Origin of the sequence: Winogradskyella pelagia (assembly GCF_017581965.1) — a bacterium.
In the GTDB taxonomy this organism is placed as follows: Bacteria; Bacteroidota; Bacteroidia; order Flavobacteriales; family Flavobacteriaceae; genus Winogradskyella; species Winogradskyella pelagia.
Genome location: NZ_JAGEVF010000004.1, coordinates 118,063 through 135,561 on the forward strand (window position 1 = coordinate 118,063; position 17,499 = coordinate 135,561).

Consider the following 17,499-nt stretch of genomic DNA (forward strand, 5'->3'; position numbering starts at 1 on the left):
TTTTGATTTTATAGTTAAACTTTTTACTTACTTAATTTTAATATCCTGAATGCACCTTGTATCACCAATCCAAATACAATGATTCCTATAATTAAATCTGGAATACCAGAATGCAGCCAATTGACCAACACGCCTGCTGCAATTACACCAAGATTTATTATAATGTCGTTAGAGGTAAAAATCATACTGGCACGCATATGTGCTTCTTGACTTTTAGATTTTTGCAATAAGTACAAGCAAATGCCATTTGCAATCAAAGCAAATATTGAAACGATAATCATTGTTGAAAATACAGGCAGCGCTTCATAGCCTAAAAACCTACGTATTACCTCAACGATTCCGATAATTGCAAGTGTTATCTGAAAATAGCCTGCATATTTTGCAATACGTTTCTTTTTTAAAACCGTGCCACCAACCGCTATTAAACTCAATCCATAAACAAATGAATCTGCCAACATATCTAAACTATCAGCTACCAAACCCATTGATTTTGAGATGATACCTGTACTCATTTCAATAATAAAAAATGCAAAATTGATAATAAGAACTGTCCACAACAGTTTGGATTGATTCCTCGTAGATTCAGTAATGATTGTGTCTGTTTCTTCTGAACTGATTAATGTTTCATTAAGTTTTAATTCTTTTATAGAATTACTTATTACATTCGCATCAGCATTATGATATAATGTTAAGATTCTTTCTTCTAAATTAAAATCAAGTTGTTTGATACCATCTATATCAGATAGCTTCATCTTGATTAGATTTTCTTCAGAAGGACAATCCATTTTTGATATTTTGAAAACTGTTTTCTGCATATTATTAGATTTTTACTGTTCTTAATCGTAGTGCGTTTGCTATTACCGAAACAGAGCTAAAACTCATTGCTAAAGCTGCTATCATTGGCGAGAGTAGTATTCCGAAGAATGGAAACAACACACCTGCTGCAATAGGTACACCCAATGTGTTGTAGATAAGTGCAAAAAATAGGTTTTGCTTAATGTTCTTCATTACGGAATCGCTTAAATTTCTTGCTTTTACAATTCCGTTTAAATCACCTTTTACCAATGTTATCATAGCACTTTCTATCGCTACATCTGTTCCTGTTCCCATTGCAATACCTACATCACTTTTTGCCAATGCTGGTGCATCATTAATTCCATCACCTGCCATAGCAACTACTTTTCCATTTTTTTGTAGTTTCTCTACTTCTTTGAGTTTGTCTTCTGGTAGCATACTGGCTTTAAAATCTGCCAGATTTAATTCTGATGCTACTGCTTGTGCAGTATCGTGATTATCGCCTGTAAGCATTATAACATCAATGCCTTTATCTTGAAGTGCCTTAATAGCTTTGGCACTTGTTTCTTTTATCTTATCGCCTATAACTACATACCCAACGACGGTTTCATCTATTGACAAATAAGAAACTGTTTTACCTTGTTTTTGGTAAGATTTAGCTTCGTCTTTCATTTTAGAAGCAATTTCTGCTTTCACATATTCCATCATTTTAGGATTACCTAATGCTACATTTTTTCCATCAATTTTAGCTTCAACACCTTTTCCTGTAACAGCACTAAAATCTTCGGACTTTAAAATTTCTGCGTTGTGTTCTTTGCCATATTTAACTGTCGCTTCTGCCAAAGGATGTTCACTATTTGTATTTAATGAAACGATGTATTGTAACACTTCTTTTTCGCTTAAAGCATTATTAAAAGCACCAACGGTTTCAACTGTTGGTTTTCCTTCGGTAATTGTTCCTGTCTTGTCAACGATAAGCGTATTTACCTTATCCATTTTTTCAAGTGCTTCGGCATTTTTAATCAATACACCATTTTGAGCACCTTTACCCACACCAACCATTACAGACATTGGTGTTGCTAAACCTAATGCACACGGACACGCAATAATTAAAACTGCAATTGCATTGACCAACGCATACACATAAGCTGGTTCTGGTCCCCAAATTGACCAAACTGCAAAAGTTAGTAGAGAAATTATGACTACGACTGGCACAAAGTAACCCGAAACTTTATCCGCTAAATTTTGAATAGGTGCACGACTTCTACTGGCATCATTAACCATATGAATGATTTGCGATAATAGCGTGTCACTTCCTACCTTTTCGGCTTTCATTAAAAAGGCTTGATTCCCATTAATTGTTCCGCTACTTACTTTATCTTCTTGAGATTTGTTTACAGGAATAGGTTCTCCTGTAATCATAGATTCGTCAATAGTTGTTTCGCCTTCAGTTATCACACCATCCACAGGAATTTTATCTCCTGGTTTCACTTTTAGAATATCATTTAATTCTATCTCGTCAATACTGACTTCAATTTCTTCACCATCTACTATTTTTATGGCTTTATTAGGTGCTAACTTTAGTAACTCTTTTACTGCCGAATTGGTTTTACTATGCGCACGAGCTTCTAACAACTGACCTAAAAGCACTAACGTTAGAATAATTGTTGCTGCTTCAAAATAGACGTGAACTGCACCTGATTCAGTTTTAAATTGTTCAGGAAATACATCTGGAAACAACATCCCAAATACACTAAATAACCAAGCCACACCTGCACCGATTCCAATGAGTGTAAACATATTGAGATTCCACGTTTTTATGCTTTTATAAGCACGCTCAAAGAACATCCAAGTAGCATAAAAAACAACTGGAATGGATAGTGCAAATTGAATCCAATTCCAATTTTTCTGTTCCATTATATTATACAATGGATTGTTATTAAGCATTTCGCTCATAGCAATTAAGAAAATAGGTAATGTGAATACAGATGCTATCCAAAATTTCTTTAATAGCTTCTTATACGTTTTTTCCTCTGCTGAACTATCTGCTTCCATTGGCACTAAATCCATCCCACAAATAGGACACGAACCTGCTTCGTCTTTGACAATTTCTGGATGCATAGGACACGTCCATTGTTCTGCTGAAGTTGTGGATAGATTTTGTTCTTCCACCAAATCCATTCCGCAAACAGGACAATCGCCTGGTGCATCATAAGTTTTATCGCCCTCGCAATGCATAGGACAATAAAATGTGCCTGTGCCTTTTCCTTTGGATTGCTCTTTCTTTTTATCATTTGAATGTTGATGTTGTTCACCTTGTTTATGAATACTGTATCTATCACCATCCTTTTTTAAGGCTTCTTGAAACTTTTCTATAGGAATATGCGATTCCATTTCGATGGTAGCTTCAGCCTTTTCTAAATTGACCGTTGCTTTTAAAACACCTTCCACTTTAGAGAGCGTTTCTTCAACGTGACTGCGACAACCGTTGCAAGTCATTCCGTGTATATGATATGTATGTTTCATTTTAACAACAATTTTTATTATTCTGAATTGGCGGACAAGGGACAGTTCCATAAGAACAATAAACACAACAATCGCCTTCCTTTGGTTTCAAAACCGTTTTGCAATTTTTACACTCATAAAAGAATTGACAAGCATTTGTTGGCATTTCTTCCACTTTTTTATGTCCGCAGTTTGGACAAGTGATTTCTGATTTTAATATAGGTTGCATCAATTTTATTTTTTATCAGTTACTTTATAACCTGTAGAATTAATTGCTTTCTCAATCTCTAATTCATTGGTTTTGGTTTTGTCAAATTCAATGATAGCGTTACCTTTTTCGTAGGATGCTTTTGAGTTTACAATACCGTTGAGTTTATTAACTTCGTGGTTTACGTGTGCTTCGCAACTGGCGCAGGTCATTCCGTCGATTTTAAATTCAGTTGTTTTAATGTCTGATTTATAAACTACGGTTATTTGTTTTTCTGTATTTGTGTAAAAAATTCCTGAATAGTATGGGAAAGCCAACATTACAATTGCAAATACAGTAACAATTCCTAAAAACCTCTTTGATTGTATGAATTTTGGTTTTTCGTCCGTTTCACATTCACAGTCAATTTCTTTTTGAGGTTTTAGTTTTTGATACCAAGCAAATCCTAATACAAAAACTGTTAACCCAATTAGATAAGGTCTAAAGGGTTCTATCCAAGAAAATGCTGAAGCAATTCCACTTGTTCCTGCAATAAGAGCTAAAACAGGGGTAATACAACATAGAGAAGCAGTTATAGCAGTTAACATTCCTGTGCCAATTAGTTTACTATTATTTTTCATAGTTTACTGAATTAAATAATTAATGATTGTACTTTGCACATAGTAGGTCTTAATAGACTCTATTTGATTGATTTGAAACTTTAGTTGTAGTTCTTGAATATCCAAAACATCATTAAAATCTATCGTTCCTGTTTCATAGCTTTTGATTAAAATGTCTTCTGCATCTTTGGCTTGCTGTAGGTTTTTGGTTTGGGTAGCATAACTTATTCTTGCAGAAATGCGTTCGTTAATCGCTTTGTCTAAAAGCGTTTCCAATGCATTTAAACGTTCCTGTTTTTGAGCCGTAATTTCCTGTTGTTGCAACTCATTTTGTTTGGTTTGGGATTTATATTTCTTATTGAAAATTGGGATAGATACCGAAACCATTGGCATTACAATATCCTTACCGTTATCAGTAAAATCCATATTTGGTCTTTTGGAAACATTGATATAATCTAACCCGAAACCAATCATAGGACTGCTTTCTTTTTGATTCAATAATTCAGATTGCTCTATGGATTGATAGAGTTTATCATATTTTAGTAATTCAGGATGTAATGCTAAATTTTCAGAATTCATATCAAAGTCTTCTGAAGGTATCATTAAACTATCTATCACATTCACGGTAACATCATTATTTCTATTCAATAGATTATTGAAGTTAGTTTGTTCTGCTAAAAATTGTTGTTGCAACACCTCTTTTAATTGTTGCATTTCGTTTTGACGCATTTGCAATCGCAACACGTCTACTGCGGATGCTTTACCAACCTCAACAGATGTTAGTGCTAACGTCTCATAAGTTTCTAATAGTTTAATGTTTTCAGTTAAGACCTCTTGCTTTGCTTTGTTGGCGTATAGATTATAATAGGATTGTGATACCGAAGCCATTAGTTTTCGCTTTGCAATAACAATGTCTTCGTATTTAGCATCTGCCAATGAACTCACATAGTCTTCTCTCGATGTAATAGTCCCAAACCACGGTAACATTTGTTTAGCAGATACCTTAAAGCGTTGTGCACCTGTTCTGGTTTCCGGTTCACTTACAAAGTAACCGACACCAAATTCGGTATTAGGAATGGTATTTATTTCGTTTACTTTTTCGGAAGCTCTTTTGTATTGTAACTCAAATTTTTGAATTTCTGGATTGTTTGTTAAGGCTTCATCTATAAGTGTTTCTAATTGTTGTGCATTTCCAATGAGAACAAAGAATAACGAACAAAGAATAAAGACTGTTTTTATGTGTGATTTTATCTGTTTCATTTTACAGTTCTTTTAAGTTGAACTTCGGCTTTCCAGCTATATAATACTGGAACTACAAATAAGGTTATTAAGGCTATAAGCATTCCACCAAAACTTGGTATTGCCATAGGTATCATTATATCGCTTCCTCGACCTGTAGAAGTTAATACTGGTAATAATGCTAAAATGGTTGTAGCTGTAGTCATTAAACAGGGTCTGATACGTTTTTCTCCTGCTTCCACTACTGATGCTCTAATTTCCTTTTTATTATCTGGTGTGTTTCTATCGAATGTTTGGGTTAAATAAGTTGCCATTACTACACCATCATCTGTTGCAATACCAAATAGTGCAATAAACCCAACCCAAACTGCTACACTTAAATTAATTGGGTGCATCTGAAATAAGTCTCGCATATTTTCCCCAGCGACATTGAAGTTTAAAAACCAACCTTGACCATAGAGCCAAATCATTATAAAACCACCTGCAAACGCTACTGCGATACCTGTGAATACCATTAGTGATGTCCCTACAGAACGGAATTGGAAATACAGAATTAAGAAAATGATGGCTAATGCTAACGGTACAACAACCGACAAAGTTTTTTCTGCTCTTAATTGATTTTCATACGTTCCTGTGAATGCATAGTTGATTCCTTTTGGAACTATCAATTCACCAGAATCTATCTTTTCTTGAATCAATGCTTGTGCATTTTCAACAACGCTTACTTCTGCAAAGCCATCCATTTTATCAAACAAGACATAGCCTACTAAAAAAGTATCTTCACTTTTAATGACTTGTGGACCTTGTTCATAGCGAATGGTTGCCAATTCGCTTAATGGCACAGGACTACCTTTTTCAACTGGCACATAAATCTGTTTTAAGTCGGTTGGGTTTGCACGTAATTCTCTTGGGTATCGTACTCGAACACCATATCGCTCTCGACCTTCTACCGTTTGGGTTAAGACCATACCACCAACTGCTACTTTTAATACATCTTGAACATCTTGTATCGAAATGCCATAACGTGCAATTTTCTCTCTATCAATATCAATTAACAAATAGGGTTTACCAACAATACGGTCTGCAAAAACAGCTTCTTTTTTAACACCTTCAGCTTCCTTGATGATGTTTTCTAATTGCACACCAAACGCTTCAATCTGCTTTAAGTCTTGACCTTTTACTTTAATTCCCATAGGTGCTCTCATTCCTGTTTGAAGCATTACCAATCGGGTTTCAATAGGTTGTAGCTTTGGTGCAGAGGTTACGCCTGGCAATTTGGTAACTTTTACAATTTCATTCCAAATATCGTCCGGCGACTGTATTTCTGGTCGCCAATTACGGTAGAACTCGCCATCATCGTCTGGAATGAGTTGTTCTTTTGCTTTAAGAGATTGCCACGCTTCACGCTGTTCCGCTCGCAATGACATTCCGTTTTTTAACACATATTCACCATCATCATTGACTTTATAGCGTTGGCGTACTCCGTTTTCATTCAGCATATATTCTGGTTTATACTGAATGATATTTTCATACATCGACAAAGGTGCTGGGTCTAACGCTGATTCTGTTCTACCTGCTTTACCAACTACGGTTTCAATCTCTGGAATACTGGCTACTGCCATATCCAATTGCTGTAAAACACGTTTATTTTCTTCCACGCCAGAATGAGGCATCGAGGTTGGCATTAGTAGAAATGAGCCTTCATTTAATGAGGGCATAAACTCTTTGCCTGTATTTTTCATAATGAAAAAACCTGCAATTACAATAGCCGTTGGTACAGATAAAAACAATAACTTATTATCTAAACACCACCTTAAAATACGTGTGTAGTATTTTATAAATAATGAGAAAACACCTAATAAACCAAAGCAAATAACACTAACGAAAATGAGATTCCAGAAAATGCTTTTATCAACGCCTAATGGTCTCCAATATTCGGCTAACAAGAATACAATAGCTGATACCGAAATAATGATATTGATAAGATTAGCTTGCTTGTCTGTTATCTTACTTTGAAGATTGAGAAATGCTGTAATCCCAAACGCAATTAAAATTAATCCTAACCAATATCCATAGACTATGGCTACGATTCCCAATGCTATTAAAACACCATTTAAAACATATTTAAAAGTGTTTTTGATGTTTTTCTTTCTGAATAAAAATGCAGCAAACGGTGGAATTAAAAACAACGCTACTATTATAGAAGCTGTTAATGCAAAAGTCTTTGTGAAGGCTAATGGTCTGAATAGTTTTCCTTCCGCTCCAATCATTGTAAATACAGGAATGAAACTGATAATAGTTGTCATAACTGCGGTTACGATTGCACCAGACACTTCAGCTGTTGCGTTATAGACTACTGTGTTTATGGGTAACTTTTTATGAGATTCCTCGTCGCTCGTTCCTTGCTCTGTCGGAATGACATTTTCGTTTTCATCCAAATGCCTTATAATGTTTTCTGATAGTATGACACCTACGTCGACCATTGTACCAATAGCAATAGCAATACCTGATAATGCCACAATATTAGCATCAACACCAAAGAGTTTCATCGCAATAAACACCATTAAAACCGCTACTGGTAAAAGTCCAGAAATTAGTATGGAAGCTCGAAGATTAAATACCATAATGATAATTACCAGGATGGTAATTAAGATTTCTAAAGTCAATGCTTCATTGAGTGTACCTAAAGTTTCTTGTATCAGTTCTGTTCTGTCATAAAATGGGACTATTGTTACTTGGGAAGTTCTACCATCCGCCAATACTTTTGAAGGTAATCCTGCACTTAATTCATTAATCTTCTCTTTCACATTATTGATGACTTCCATTGGGTTTGCGCCATAACGAGCCACCACAACAGCACCAACAACCTCTGCACCTTCTTTATCTAATAAACCACGTCTTGTTGCAGGACCTAATGAAACTTTACCAATATCCTTTATCCTAATTGAAGTATAATCTTCTGAAGTGACTACTGCATTTTCGATGTCTGAAATGGATTTCACATAACCCAAACCACGCACTAAATATTCGGCTTGGTTAATTTCCAAAGTCTGTGCACCAATGTCTTTATTACTTTCCTTAACCGCTTTTACAACGTGATGCAATCCAATATTATACTGACGCATTAGTTCTGGATTTACGTCCACTTGATACTCCTGAACATAGCCACCAATAGAAGCAACCTCTGAAACACCACTTGCAGAAGATAGAGCATATTTTACATAGTAATCCTGAATACTGCGTAACTCTTGCAAATCCCAACCACCAGTTACATTTCCTTTTTCGTCACGACCTTCTAAAGTGTACCAAAATATTTGTCCTAATCCTGTTGCATCTGGACCCAAAGCAGGATTAACACCTTCGGGCAATAAACCACTTGGTAAGGAATTAAGTTTTTCGAGAATACGACTTCTACTCCAGTAAAATTCTATATCCTCTTCAAAAATGATATAGATACTTGAAAAGCCAAACATAGAGGAACTACGAATGGTTTTTACTCCAGGAATACCCAATAATGATGTGGTTAATGGATAGGTAATTTGGTCTTCTATATCTTGTGGCGAACGTCCATCCCATTTGGTAAAAACGATTTGTTGGTTTTCGCCTATATCTGGTATGGCATCTACAGCAACTGGATTACTTGGTAAGAAACCAGTATCCCTATTGAAAGGTGCATTAACCGTTCCCCATCCTACAAAAAGGACGAGTAGCAGAACTGCTACGAGTTTGTTTTCTATTAAAAATTTGATGCTTTTATTCAGCATTGGCTTTGATTATTAAACAGTTAGACATTGGTGTTACGACAACACCGAATACAACGAATTATCCTTACGACATTGCAGTCATAGGATAAAAAAGTCTATTGTTTAAAAATCAAATTAAGTATGTTTCGTCAATCTTGTAGAGTTGCCTTATGACGAGTGGCGGTTTATATTCTTCGTAAGTAGAAACGTTATTTTCTAAACCTTCAAAAAGGTTAATGTAAGTGTAAACAAATGAAGCTATAAATACTTGTTGTTCAAATGTGATTTTGTCAACTTGCAATTGTAATTCGTCTTGACCTTCAATTGATAATTGTTCATCATCACAACAATTTTTCTTGGTAATAGAACATCCTTCGGTTGAAGGCTTTTCCATTTCCATTCCGCACCCTTTGGCCTTATGAAATATGGCAGTTTCTACTAAAGTATCTCCGCAATAATGCATATTCACAGTAAATGACATTGTAGAGAATAACACTACAAAAGCCATTGCTAAAGACATTATTTTATGGAAAAATTGCTTCATATCTATTTTCAAAGGTATAAAATTTTAACAAATATTGATTTTGTTTAACAGAAGTTTAGAGGTTGAAAAATTTGATAAATCACCATTTACCCATTTTAGAAGGTATTTTTTATAATTCGTTTAATGGCATTTCTTTACTACCTATTTTATCTAATAAACTTTCGATGTTGTTTATTATCTCTTTAAAAAACTGTGGATTATCAAATACTATTTCAAATCTATTTTGTGAAGACACATATTCCTTTAACATAAACCGACCTTTGCTAAAACTCTTAATATTATTGAACTTTCTATCGCTATTATTGACAGTATCGTTGTTTTTAATTACCCCTTTGTGATGTACAACTAAATTACGAACTTGTCTAAAATTATCAATAAAACTCCATTCAGGATTAAGTATAGAAAAATCAACTTTAGCAGACTGCTTTAAGAACTTTTTTACTTTATCAATATCATTATTGCCTTTTAAGTCATCTACTCTGTAGTCTGTTTGTTTATAGGATGCGAATCTATCACAACCACGTTTTAAAATATCTTCAAAAAAAGAATACAGTTGTATGATTTGAGCGTTTCTGTAATTTTTGATGTAAACATCATTAAACATAAAAACATTGTCAATAAAGGAATCTTGTATGTGGTCTAAATATTCCTCGGAATATTCTGATTTATCAACCTCTTTGGATTTTTGAAAATTATCATACTCAACCTCTATATTTTTTAATTCTCTTTCGAAATGAGTTTCCATATGATTCATATAATCTTCAATTAAATGAAACTCAAAATGGATAAAACCAAATCCCATTATAGATGCAAGTGTTTCTTTTCTTCTTAATCTTGACATATCATTCTTTTATAAAAACCATAGAGCATCTTTAGCATCGTCTGGAACGCCATTATTAAATCGTGGTGCTATTTGTGCAACCATTTCTGGATATTTTATAGTGATTGGTATATTTTGTTGTCGAAGCGATTTCCAATATAATCTGCTAAACTGATATACCTGTGTTAATAATTCTAACACTACATCTGCATCTTCAAAAGCATCTTCATCTGGACTGCTTACCTTAATTTTTATTGGAAACGGATAACCATCTGTATCTGCATATCGCTGTGAATTAGGGTAACGCGCATTATTAAACAGTAGGAATTGATTTTCGCTAATACGTATGTATGTGCCACTTATAGGCATTAGCTTTTTGTTCCAATTGAGGTCGTAAGCAATAATATCTTCTGCTTCTGTTTTATTGATATTTAAAATGTAGAGCGGAATTTTTAATCCTAATGTGTGCATCCCTTTTATAATAGGTTTTAATTCCTCGTAACTCATTTCCTTATAAAAGTGGATAACAACTTTATCTGCTTCTGCAACCGATGTAAAATCTCTAATAGCTTTACATATACTACCCGCTAAAAGGTCTGTTTCGCTTTGGTCAAAATACTCGAACTTTCTAAACAAACCATTGTTTTGAAAACTAAAGGCACTTGCTATATACCGTCTGTTTTCGCCTTGATTGGTAAATGCACCAACACCAATTACTAATTCCTTCTTATCGGTTACTGCGAGTTTCCAAGGTGCGCCACCTAATTTGGCGTGAATAGCCAACGCCATATTTTGCAATGAAAATTGGAAGTTGTATTGATTCTCGATATTGACCACCATTTTTTCATAATCTACAACCTGTGTAACAATGCCTTCATTTAGAAAGAGTTCTTTAATTTGAATATAGATGTCTCGGTCTTCGGGATTTGGTGTAAACTTATCGAAAGGACTTATATAGAACGCTGCATATTTTATATTATCGTGGTCGAAGGTTAAGCTCTCTAACTTTTCAACTATTTCTGGTATTGGGTTGTTTTCGTTGGTAAATTTAATGAAGTGTTTTTTGGATGATGATGCTTTAATGTTCACATACGCTTCCAATCCTTTATAATAATTCTTTTTTGTATTTACACCTTCCTTTAAATTTTGATAGAAAGACAATACCGAATCCTTATGCGAAGTATGGCAAATGAAAAATATCTTGATATTTTGATTGTTTGGACGTCTGTAAGGGTTTAGGATATTCATTGCCTTTTTAGGCACTAAATGGGTTTACTTGTGGCAATAATTGTACATATTGTTTGGGATTTGATTTTTCATGTAGTTGGTTCACCATATTTGTAAAGTATTGTTCAAATTTTCAACCACAAAAATTTAAGCACAAATAATTAATACATCAAAAACCGAACAATGTCTGTTTTTAAGTCAATAGAAGGAAAGGAAAAAAATAAAACCACAAATACCTCTTATTTATAAATGATATAATCCATTGTTTAAATTTATACCAATGAAAATAATAAAACGACTTTTAAAAATTGTCTTCGCTCTCATCGGTCTTCTTGTGCTAATAGGAATCATTACACTTTGGGTTGATGCATCAAGCACAAATTATCTTGATATTAATAAGAATACATCAGTATCCAATAATTCTTTTCTTATTAAGAACGTCAATATCATCCCAATGAACAAAGACACTGTTTTAGTTGGTAAAATGGTGTATATAAAAGAAGGAATTATCGAAAAGATTGCGGATACTATTGAGGTCAAAGGCATCGAAATTTTTGACGGAGAGGATAAGTATCTCACACCAGGGCTTATCGATATGCATGTGCATGTGTGGGATAGATATGAACTCGGACTGTACCTATCCAATGGTGTAACAGCAGTTAGAAATCTTTGGGGTATGCCAATGCATTTAAGAATTAAAGACGATGTAATGGAAGAACATATTTTTTCACCATCGTTTTTTACGACAGGACCAAAATTAACAGGCTCAGAATTTATTGGTGATGACAATTTAAATCTAGGTCATCCTAGCGAAGCTAAAGACAAGATTATTGAATATAAAGACAAAGGTTATGATTTTATCAAAACGTATTATGGATTGGATAAAGCGATTTTTGATGCAGTGATTGAACAAGCCCAAATTTCTGAAATGGACATTGTGGCTCATCCTTCTCAAAAAGTGCCCTTTTCATATCATTTGAATTCACAAATCAAATCCATTGAACATGCTGAAGAAATTGTACAGCAACCTTTACAGTTTGATTTAGACACTGTCAAACTGCAACCGATAATTGATTCCATTTCGCAATCCAAACACACGAGTTACAGTCCTACACTTACAGTGTTTAATAATATCTATCAAATGATGATGGATGATGCCATTTTAGATTCAGAACCATTGAATTATATGAATCCACTCATTAAAATGGATGATAGTCAAAGACAGTTTGAGCGTTGGTTTAATGCCAAACAAAAAGATCCTGCAATTGTTAATAGGATTAAAAGTCAGCATGATTTTCATTTAACTGTTGTTAAAAAGCTACATGAAGCAGGTGTAACTATCATTTCTGGAACTGATGGAGGAATTGGAGTTACCCTTCCTGGTTTTTCAATTCATAAAGAATTGGCCTTTTACAAAGAAGCTGGTCTTTCTAACTATGACGTTTTAAAAACAGCTACTGTTAACGCTTCTAAAACGCATTCAATAATGAATCAACTAGGAACTATTGAAGAGGGCAAAGTTGCTAATTTGCTATTGGTGGATCAGAATCCACTGGTAACGCTGTCTTCACTTAAGAAACCCAATTATATTTTTATAAAAGGGCGAAAATTAAACAGAGAGACTTTGGATTCTTTTAATGAAAAAGCTAAAAACAGAAAGAACATGATAGCAACTGCACTCAGGTATTTGGAAAACTTAATCATTGAAAAATAAATTACTAATAGTAATGTAAATACAATTAAAAAAATTAAAATAAGATCTAATAGAAAGGCTCGTTTGCATCATAATTTATACAACTGCGTCATAATTTTCAATCTATGAGCAAACTTTATACATAAGGCTTCATAAGGGTTTATAAGTATATTACTTCTTGATAGATATTTATAGAAACAAAAATTGTGCTATTAACAATTAAAATTAAAGTGTAATAAATACCACTCATCGCTCATCATAATATTTTAAATATATCAATCATAATCATCAATCAAAAAACGAACAGTACATGTTTTTCAAATCAAAAGAAGGAAAAGACGAAATCATTACTCTTTACAACCAGAGGTTAAATACGCTGAATATCGACTATTCCGAAAAAACTTTAGAAACAAAGTTTGGAGCCACAAATGTTCTTATTACAGGCAATGCAAAAAAACCACCGCTACTTCTTATTCATGGTACAGGCGGATGCGCTCCTCTAATTTTGGAATCGTTCTCGAATTTATCATCAACATATTGTGTGTATGCTATTGACGTACTTGCCCAACCTAATAAAAGTGCTGAGAACAGATTAGATATTAAGTCACTAGAGTATGGTGAATGGTTAACTGACGTCATAATCGCATTAGGATTAAAAGACGTTACTTTAGTAGGATTTTCATTTGGAGGCTTAATTGCTCTAAAGACTTTAGAATTTAACGAAAGGCTCATAAAACGCGTTTTTTTAATAGCTCCAGTTTACATCGTAAATGGAAGTCCTTTTGTAGGCTTATTTAAGATGTTTATTCCTTTAAAGAAATTCATAAAAACCAATAATCAACAGTACATTAAAAAAGTCATGAATGTACTTTTTTCAGAGTATGATGATTTTGCCATCCAATTTATGGCAACGACGTTTCAAAATTGCAATATGGATTTTTCTCCTTTGCCAGTAATTCAAAAAGGTTCAGCAAAAGAGATCAAAACACCAATTACAGTTTTCGCTATGGAAAAAGACATTATGTTTCCCGGTAAAAAAATGGTAAAACGCGCCAAACGAATTTTTCCATCACTACATGACATCGTCTTGCTAGAAGATTCAAAACATGTTCCGAATACTAAAAATTTTAAATTAATTGAAAAGCTAATCTTAAAAATTTAAAAATGCATAGCTTTAGAACTTTATCCTCCAATAAAAAAACACATAACAATTTATAATAATATGACCAAAGTATTAAAAATAGTATTGACAATAGGATTCATTATTGTCTTTCAAGAAATATCGGCACAATCGAAGTTGAATCAATCGAGTGAATTCCAAACTGAAATTATTGATACCGTATATTCAGAGACATTGAAAGAATATCGAGAGTTTTGGGTTAAACTCCCTGAGAATTATAACCCAAATGCTAATGTAAAATATCCTGTTGTTTATTTGTTAGATGGATTTTCTTTGAAAGATAATTTAGAAGCAGTTTATGACAATTATTGGGGACATTATTTACCTCATATGATTCTAATTGGAATTTCTAACAAAACTGACAGAATAAGGGACTTGACTACTTCACAGATTAAAATGAGGCGTGGGCAGGCAATGGATATAGATACTGGTGGTGCTGAAAACTTTAGCCACTTTATTGAAAAAGAACTAATCCCATACATTGACAACAAATATCCCTCTTCGCCTTACCGTACATTAATTGGCCATTCATATGCAGGACTGTTTACGATAAATATGCTGATTAATCATAAGCATCTCTTTCAAAACTATATAGCCATAGATCCAAGTTTGGATTGGGACGACCAAAAGTTATTGAACGAAGCAAAAGAAAAGCTGAGTTCAGAAAGTTATAAAGGCAAATCTCTTTATGTGTCTTTAGCAGCAGAACAGCTACATATGTGGGATGAAGAAATAACCATGGAGAATATTATGGACGACGCTTCAGAATTCACCTTGTTTGCACGTTCAATCATTGACTTTTCAACTTTTGCGACCTCTCAAAAACAGAGTGGATTAAATTTCTCATGGAAGGTGTACAATGAAGATTTACATGGTACTGTTCCGCTCCCAACGATGAGAGATGGATTGATTTTTCTTTTTAAATGGTACCAGTTTAAATCTCCGCAAAAATATAATAATCCTGAAACGACAGTAGAAGAATTGGTTAAGCTATTGGAAAAACAAGAAGAAATCTATTCAACGCATTTCGGTTATCCCTTCCCTCCAATGATTGAGGAATTGTTTAGTGGCTATGGCTATATGAATTTACAAATGGGGCAACCTGAAAAGGCATTTATGTTTTTCAAATCGAATATTAATTATTATCCCAACAACGCAAGTGCCTATAATTCAATGGCAGATTATTATGAAGCACAAAGCGACATTGCTAATGCCATTAAATATGTAACTAAAGCTTTTGAAATAAGTAGTGACGATGGCTACAAGAAAAGAATAGAGGAACTTAAAGGAAAATAACCAAACCTATTTTTATATGATTAGTGGTAGATTATAGGTCTTAGAGGAAACTACCAAGCAGTCTGCCACTAAACATAAAATTTATCGTTAAGACTTATTTCAGAAAACAATGAAACGATTAAGAAAATTCATAGAAAAGAATATTTCGGGCAAGAAGGTTTTAGGACTTTTTATCTTGACCAATCTTGTTTACGCCTTTATGCTGACTGTCACTATTCCCAAAACAATGGAATTCTCTAACGGAATGAAATTATTGGATATGATGCCCACAGGATATGATTTGAATTATGTCAATGAATTATTCACTTCGCTTGGCGAAAATGGACGTTTGACGTATCTAACCAATCAAATACCTGTTGATATGATTTACCCACTGCTATTCGGACTTTCTTATTGTCTCCTTTTGGGTTATTTCTTGAAAAAATTGAACAAATTAAATTCCAATTATATTTATCTCTGCGTAATACCGATAATTGCCGGAATTGCAGATTATTTGGAAAATATCGGAATTATCACAATGCTTAAAAACTATCCCGAGTTGAAAGAGACTGCAGTTTATACAACCAATATATTTTCAGTTATAAAAAGCATTTCAACAAGTATATTCTTTATTGCATTAATAGCAATCTTAATTACACTTGGAATTAAAGTATTGAACAGAAAAAAAAGTGATAACACCGTATAAAATTAATTACTGGTTTTAACCAATTTACGAAAGCCCTCGCGGACTGTCTATCTGTATTTTATTTGCTTAAACCACGCAACCAATCTTATACAAAACCCTTACCAAACGTATAAAGCAAACTATGAAAAATTTGACATTTGTAATTTTATATATTCTTCTTTCAGGAGTACAAACCACATTTGGACAGAATGAAACAGATATTATAGTAGGAAGTAAGTTCGTTATTAAATCTAGTATTTTAAATGAAGAAAGAACTTGTTTAATAAGTATACCTGATTCATATAATGATTCAACTGAAGTGGCGAAAAAATATCCAATTATCATATTATTGGATGGATATACTCATTTTAAAACAGCATCTGGAATAGTACATTTTATGAGTTCCAATAGAAACCGAAACAATTTAATGCCAGAAAGTATTATTATAGCCATAGAGAATGTTGACCGAGAACGAGATTTTACAGTTACAAAAATTAAGACCAAACGACCGAATACTATGGGAGGTGGAAGGAATTTTTTGAATTTCATTGAGAAAGAGCTAATACCATATGTTGATGAAAATTATAGAACAGAACCGTCTAGAACTCTCATTGGACATTCTTTAGGAGGTCTACTTACATTAAATTCTTATATGGATAAAAATAGCGTTTTCAATGCTTACATTTCTATAGACCCAAGTATTTGGTGGAGTGAAGAGATGATGAAAAACAAAGTTGATTCTATTTCATCAACATCATTTAATAAAAAACTTTATATAGCTACTGCCAATCAAGGAAAGGCTAGTTACGAGCGGAATAAAAAAAGACACGACTATCTCTATGAATTAATTACAAAGAAATCGGAAGAACCTCTAAATGTCGAAATAAAGTATTTTGACAAGGAAAACCATCGCTCTGTACCATTAATAGCTTTGTACGAAGGTTTAATCTACATTAATCAAGAGAATTGATAATATTGTAGAAAAC

At 33.5% G+C, this 17,499-nt stretch carries 14 protein-coding genes; 5 read left to right on the forward strand and 9 right to left on the reverse strand.

The features are described from left to right. Positions 1–23 precede the first annotated feature (23 nt). The 9 genes from J4050_RS06605 to J4050_RS06640 form a co-directional block, all read right to left on the reverse strand. Positions 24–815: a cation efflux transmembrane domain-containing protein gene (locus J4050_RS06605; protein WP_208153546.1), complete on the reverse strand. Its 792-nt coding sequence runs from the start codon at positions 813–815 to the stop codon at positions 24–26. A 4-nt stretch (positions 816–819) separates the two neighbouring features. After that, the gene (locus J4050_RS06610) at positions 820–3,321 is read right to left on the reverse strand and encodes a heavy metal translocating P-type ATPase (protein ID WP_208153547.1); all 2,502 of its coding nucleotides are present in this window, start codon (positions 3,319–3,321) and stop codon (positions 820–822) included. Between the two features lies 1 nt (position 3,322). Further along, positions 3,323–3,529 (reverse strand): GDCCVxC domain-containing (seleno)protein, encoded by a 207-nt coding sequence (locus J4050_RS15280; RefSeq protein ID WP_103051064.1) that lies wholly within the window; start codon positions 3,527–3,529, stop codon positions 3,323–3,325. A gap of 5 nt (positions 3,530–3,534) precedes the next feature. Further along, on the reverse strand, positions 3,535–4,128 hold the full coding sequence (gene merTP / locus J4050_RS06615) for a mercuric transport protein MerTP (protein ID WP_103051063.1): 594 nt from the start codon (positions 4,126–4,128) through the stop codon (positions 3,535–3,537). A 3-nt stretch (positions 4,129–4,131) separates the two neighbouring features. Beyond that, the gene (locus J4050_RS06620) at positions 4,132–5,367 is read right to left on the reverse strand and encodes a TolC family protein (RefSeq protein ID WP_208153548.1); all 1,236 of its coding nucleotides are present in this window, start codon (positions 5,365–5,367) and stop codon (positions 4,132–4,134) included. Beyond that, a complete protein-coding gene (locus J4050_RS06625; RefSeq protein WP_208153549.1) occupies positions 5,364–9,110 on the reverse strand; it encodes an efflux RND transporter permease subunit in 3,747 nt (1,248 codons plus the stop codon). Before J4050_RS06625 ends, J4050_RS06620 begins: the two co-directional genes overlap by 4 nt. Before the next feature lie 109 nt (positions 9,111–9,219). Beyond that, positions 9,220–9,633: an HYC_CC_PP family protein gene (locus tag J4050_RS06630; protein WP_243878571.1), complete on the reverse strand. Its 414-nt coding sequence runs from the start codon at positions 9,631–9,633 to the stop codon at positions 9,220–9,222. 109 nt (positions 9,634–9,742) lie between these two features. After that, positions 9,743–10,474: a hypothetical protein gene (locus tag J4050_RS06635; protein WP_208153551.1), complete on the reverse strand. Its 732-nt coding sequence runs from the start codon at positions 10,472–10,474 to the stop codon at positions 9,743–9,745. Positions 10,475–10,483: 9 nt separating this feature from the next. Then, on the reverse strand, positions 10,484–11,716 hold the full coding sequence (locus J4050_RS06640; RefSeq protein ID WP_208153553.1) for a Piwi domain-containing protein: 1,233 nt from the start codon (positions 11,714–11,716) through the stop codon (positions 10,484–10,486). A 244-nt stretch (positions 11,717–11,960) separates the two neighbouring features. Here J4050_RS06640 and J4050_RS06645 point away from each other — a divergent pair, with 244 nt between their 5' ends. The 5 genes from J4050_RS06645 (at position 11,961) to J4050_RS06665 (ending at position 17,483) form a co-directional block, all read left to right on the forward strand. Next, the gene (locus J4050_RS06645; RefSeq protein ID WP_208153555.1) at positions 11,961–13,394 is read left to right on the forward strand and encodes an amidohydrolase family protein; all 1,434 of its coding nucleotides are present in this window, start codon (positions 11,961–11,963) and stop codon (positions 13,392–13,394) included. A 289-nt stretch (positions 13,395–13,683) separates the two neighbouring features. Continuing rightward, a complete protein-coding gene (locus tag J4050_RS06650) occupies positions 13,684–14,535 on the forward strand; it encodes an alpha/beta hydrolase (RefSeq protein WP_208153557.1) in 852 nt (283 codons plus the stop codon). Positions 14,536–14,595: 60 nt separating this feature from the next. Then, a complete protein-coding gene (locus tag J4050_RS06655; protein ID WP_208153559.1) occupies positions 14,596–15,849 on the forward strand; it encodes an alpha/beta hydrolase-fold protein in 1,254 nt (417 codons plus the stop codon). 109 nt (positions 15,850–15,958) lie between these two features. Continuing rightward, entirely contained in the window at positions 15,959–16,534 is a 576-nt protein-coding gene (locus tag J4050_RS06660; RefSeq protein WP_208153560.1) for a hypothetical protein, read from the forward strand. Between the two features lie 121 nt (positions 16,535–16,655). Further along, positions 16,656–17,483, forward strand: coding sequence for an alpha/beta hydrolase (locus J4050_RS06665; protein ID WP_208153562.1), 828 nt, complete (start codon positions 16,656–16,658; stop codon positions 17,481–17,483). Positions 17,484–17,499: the final 16 nt, after the last annotated feature.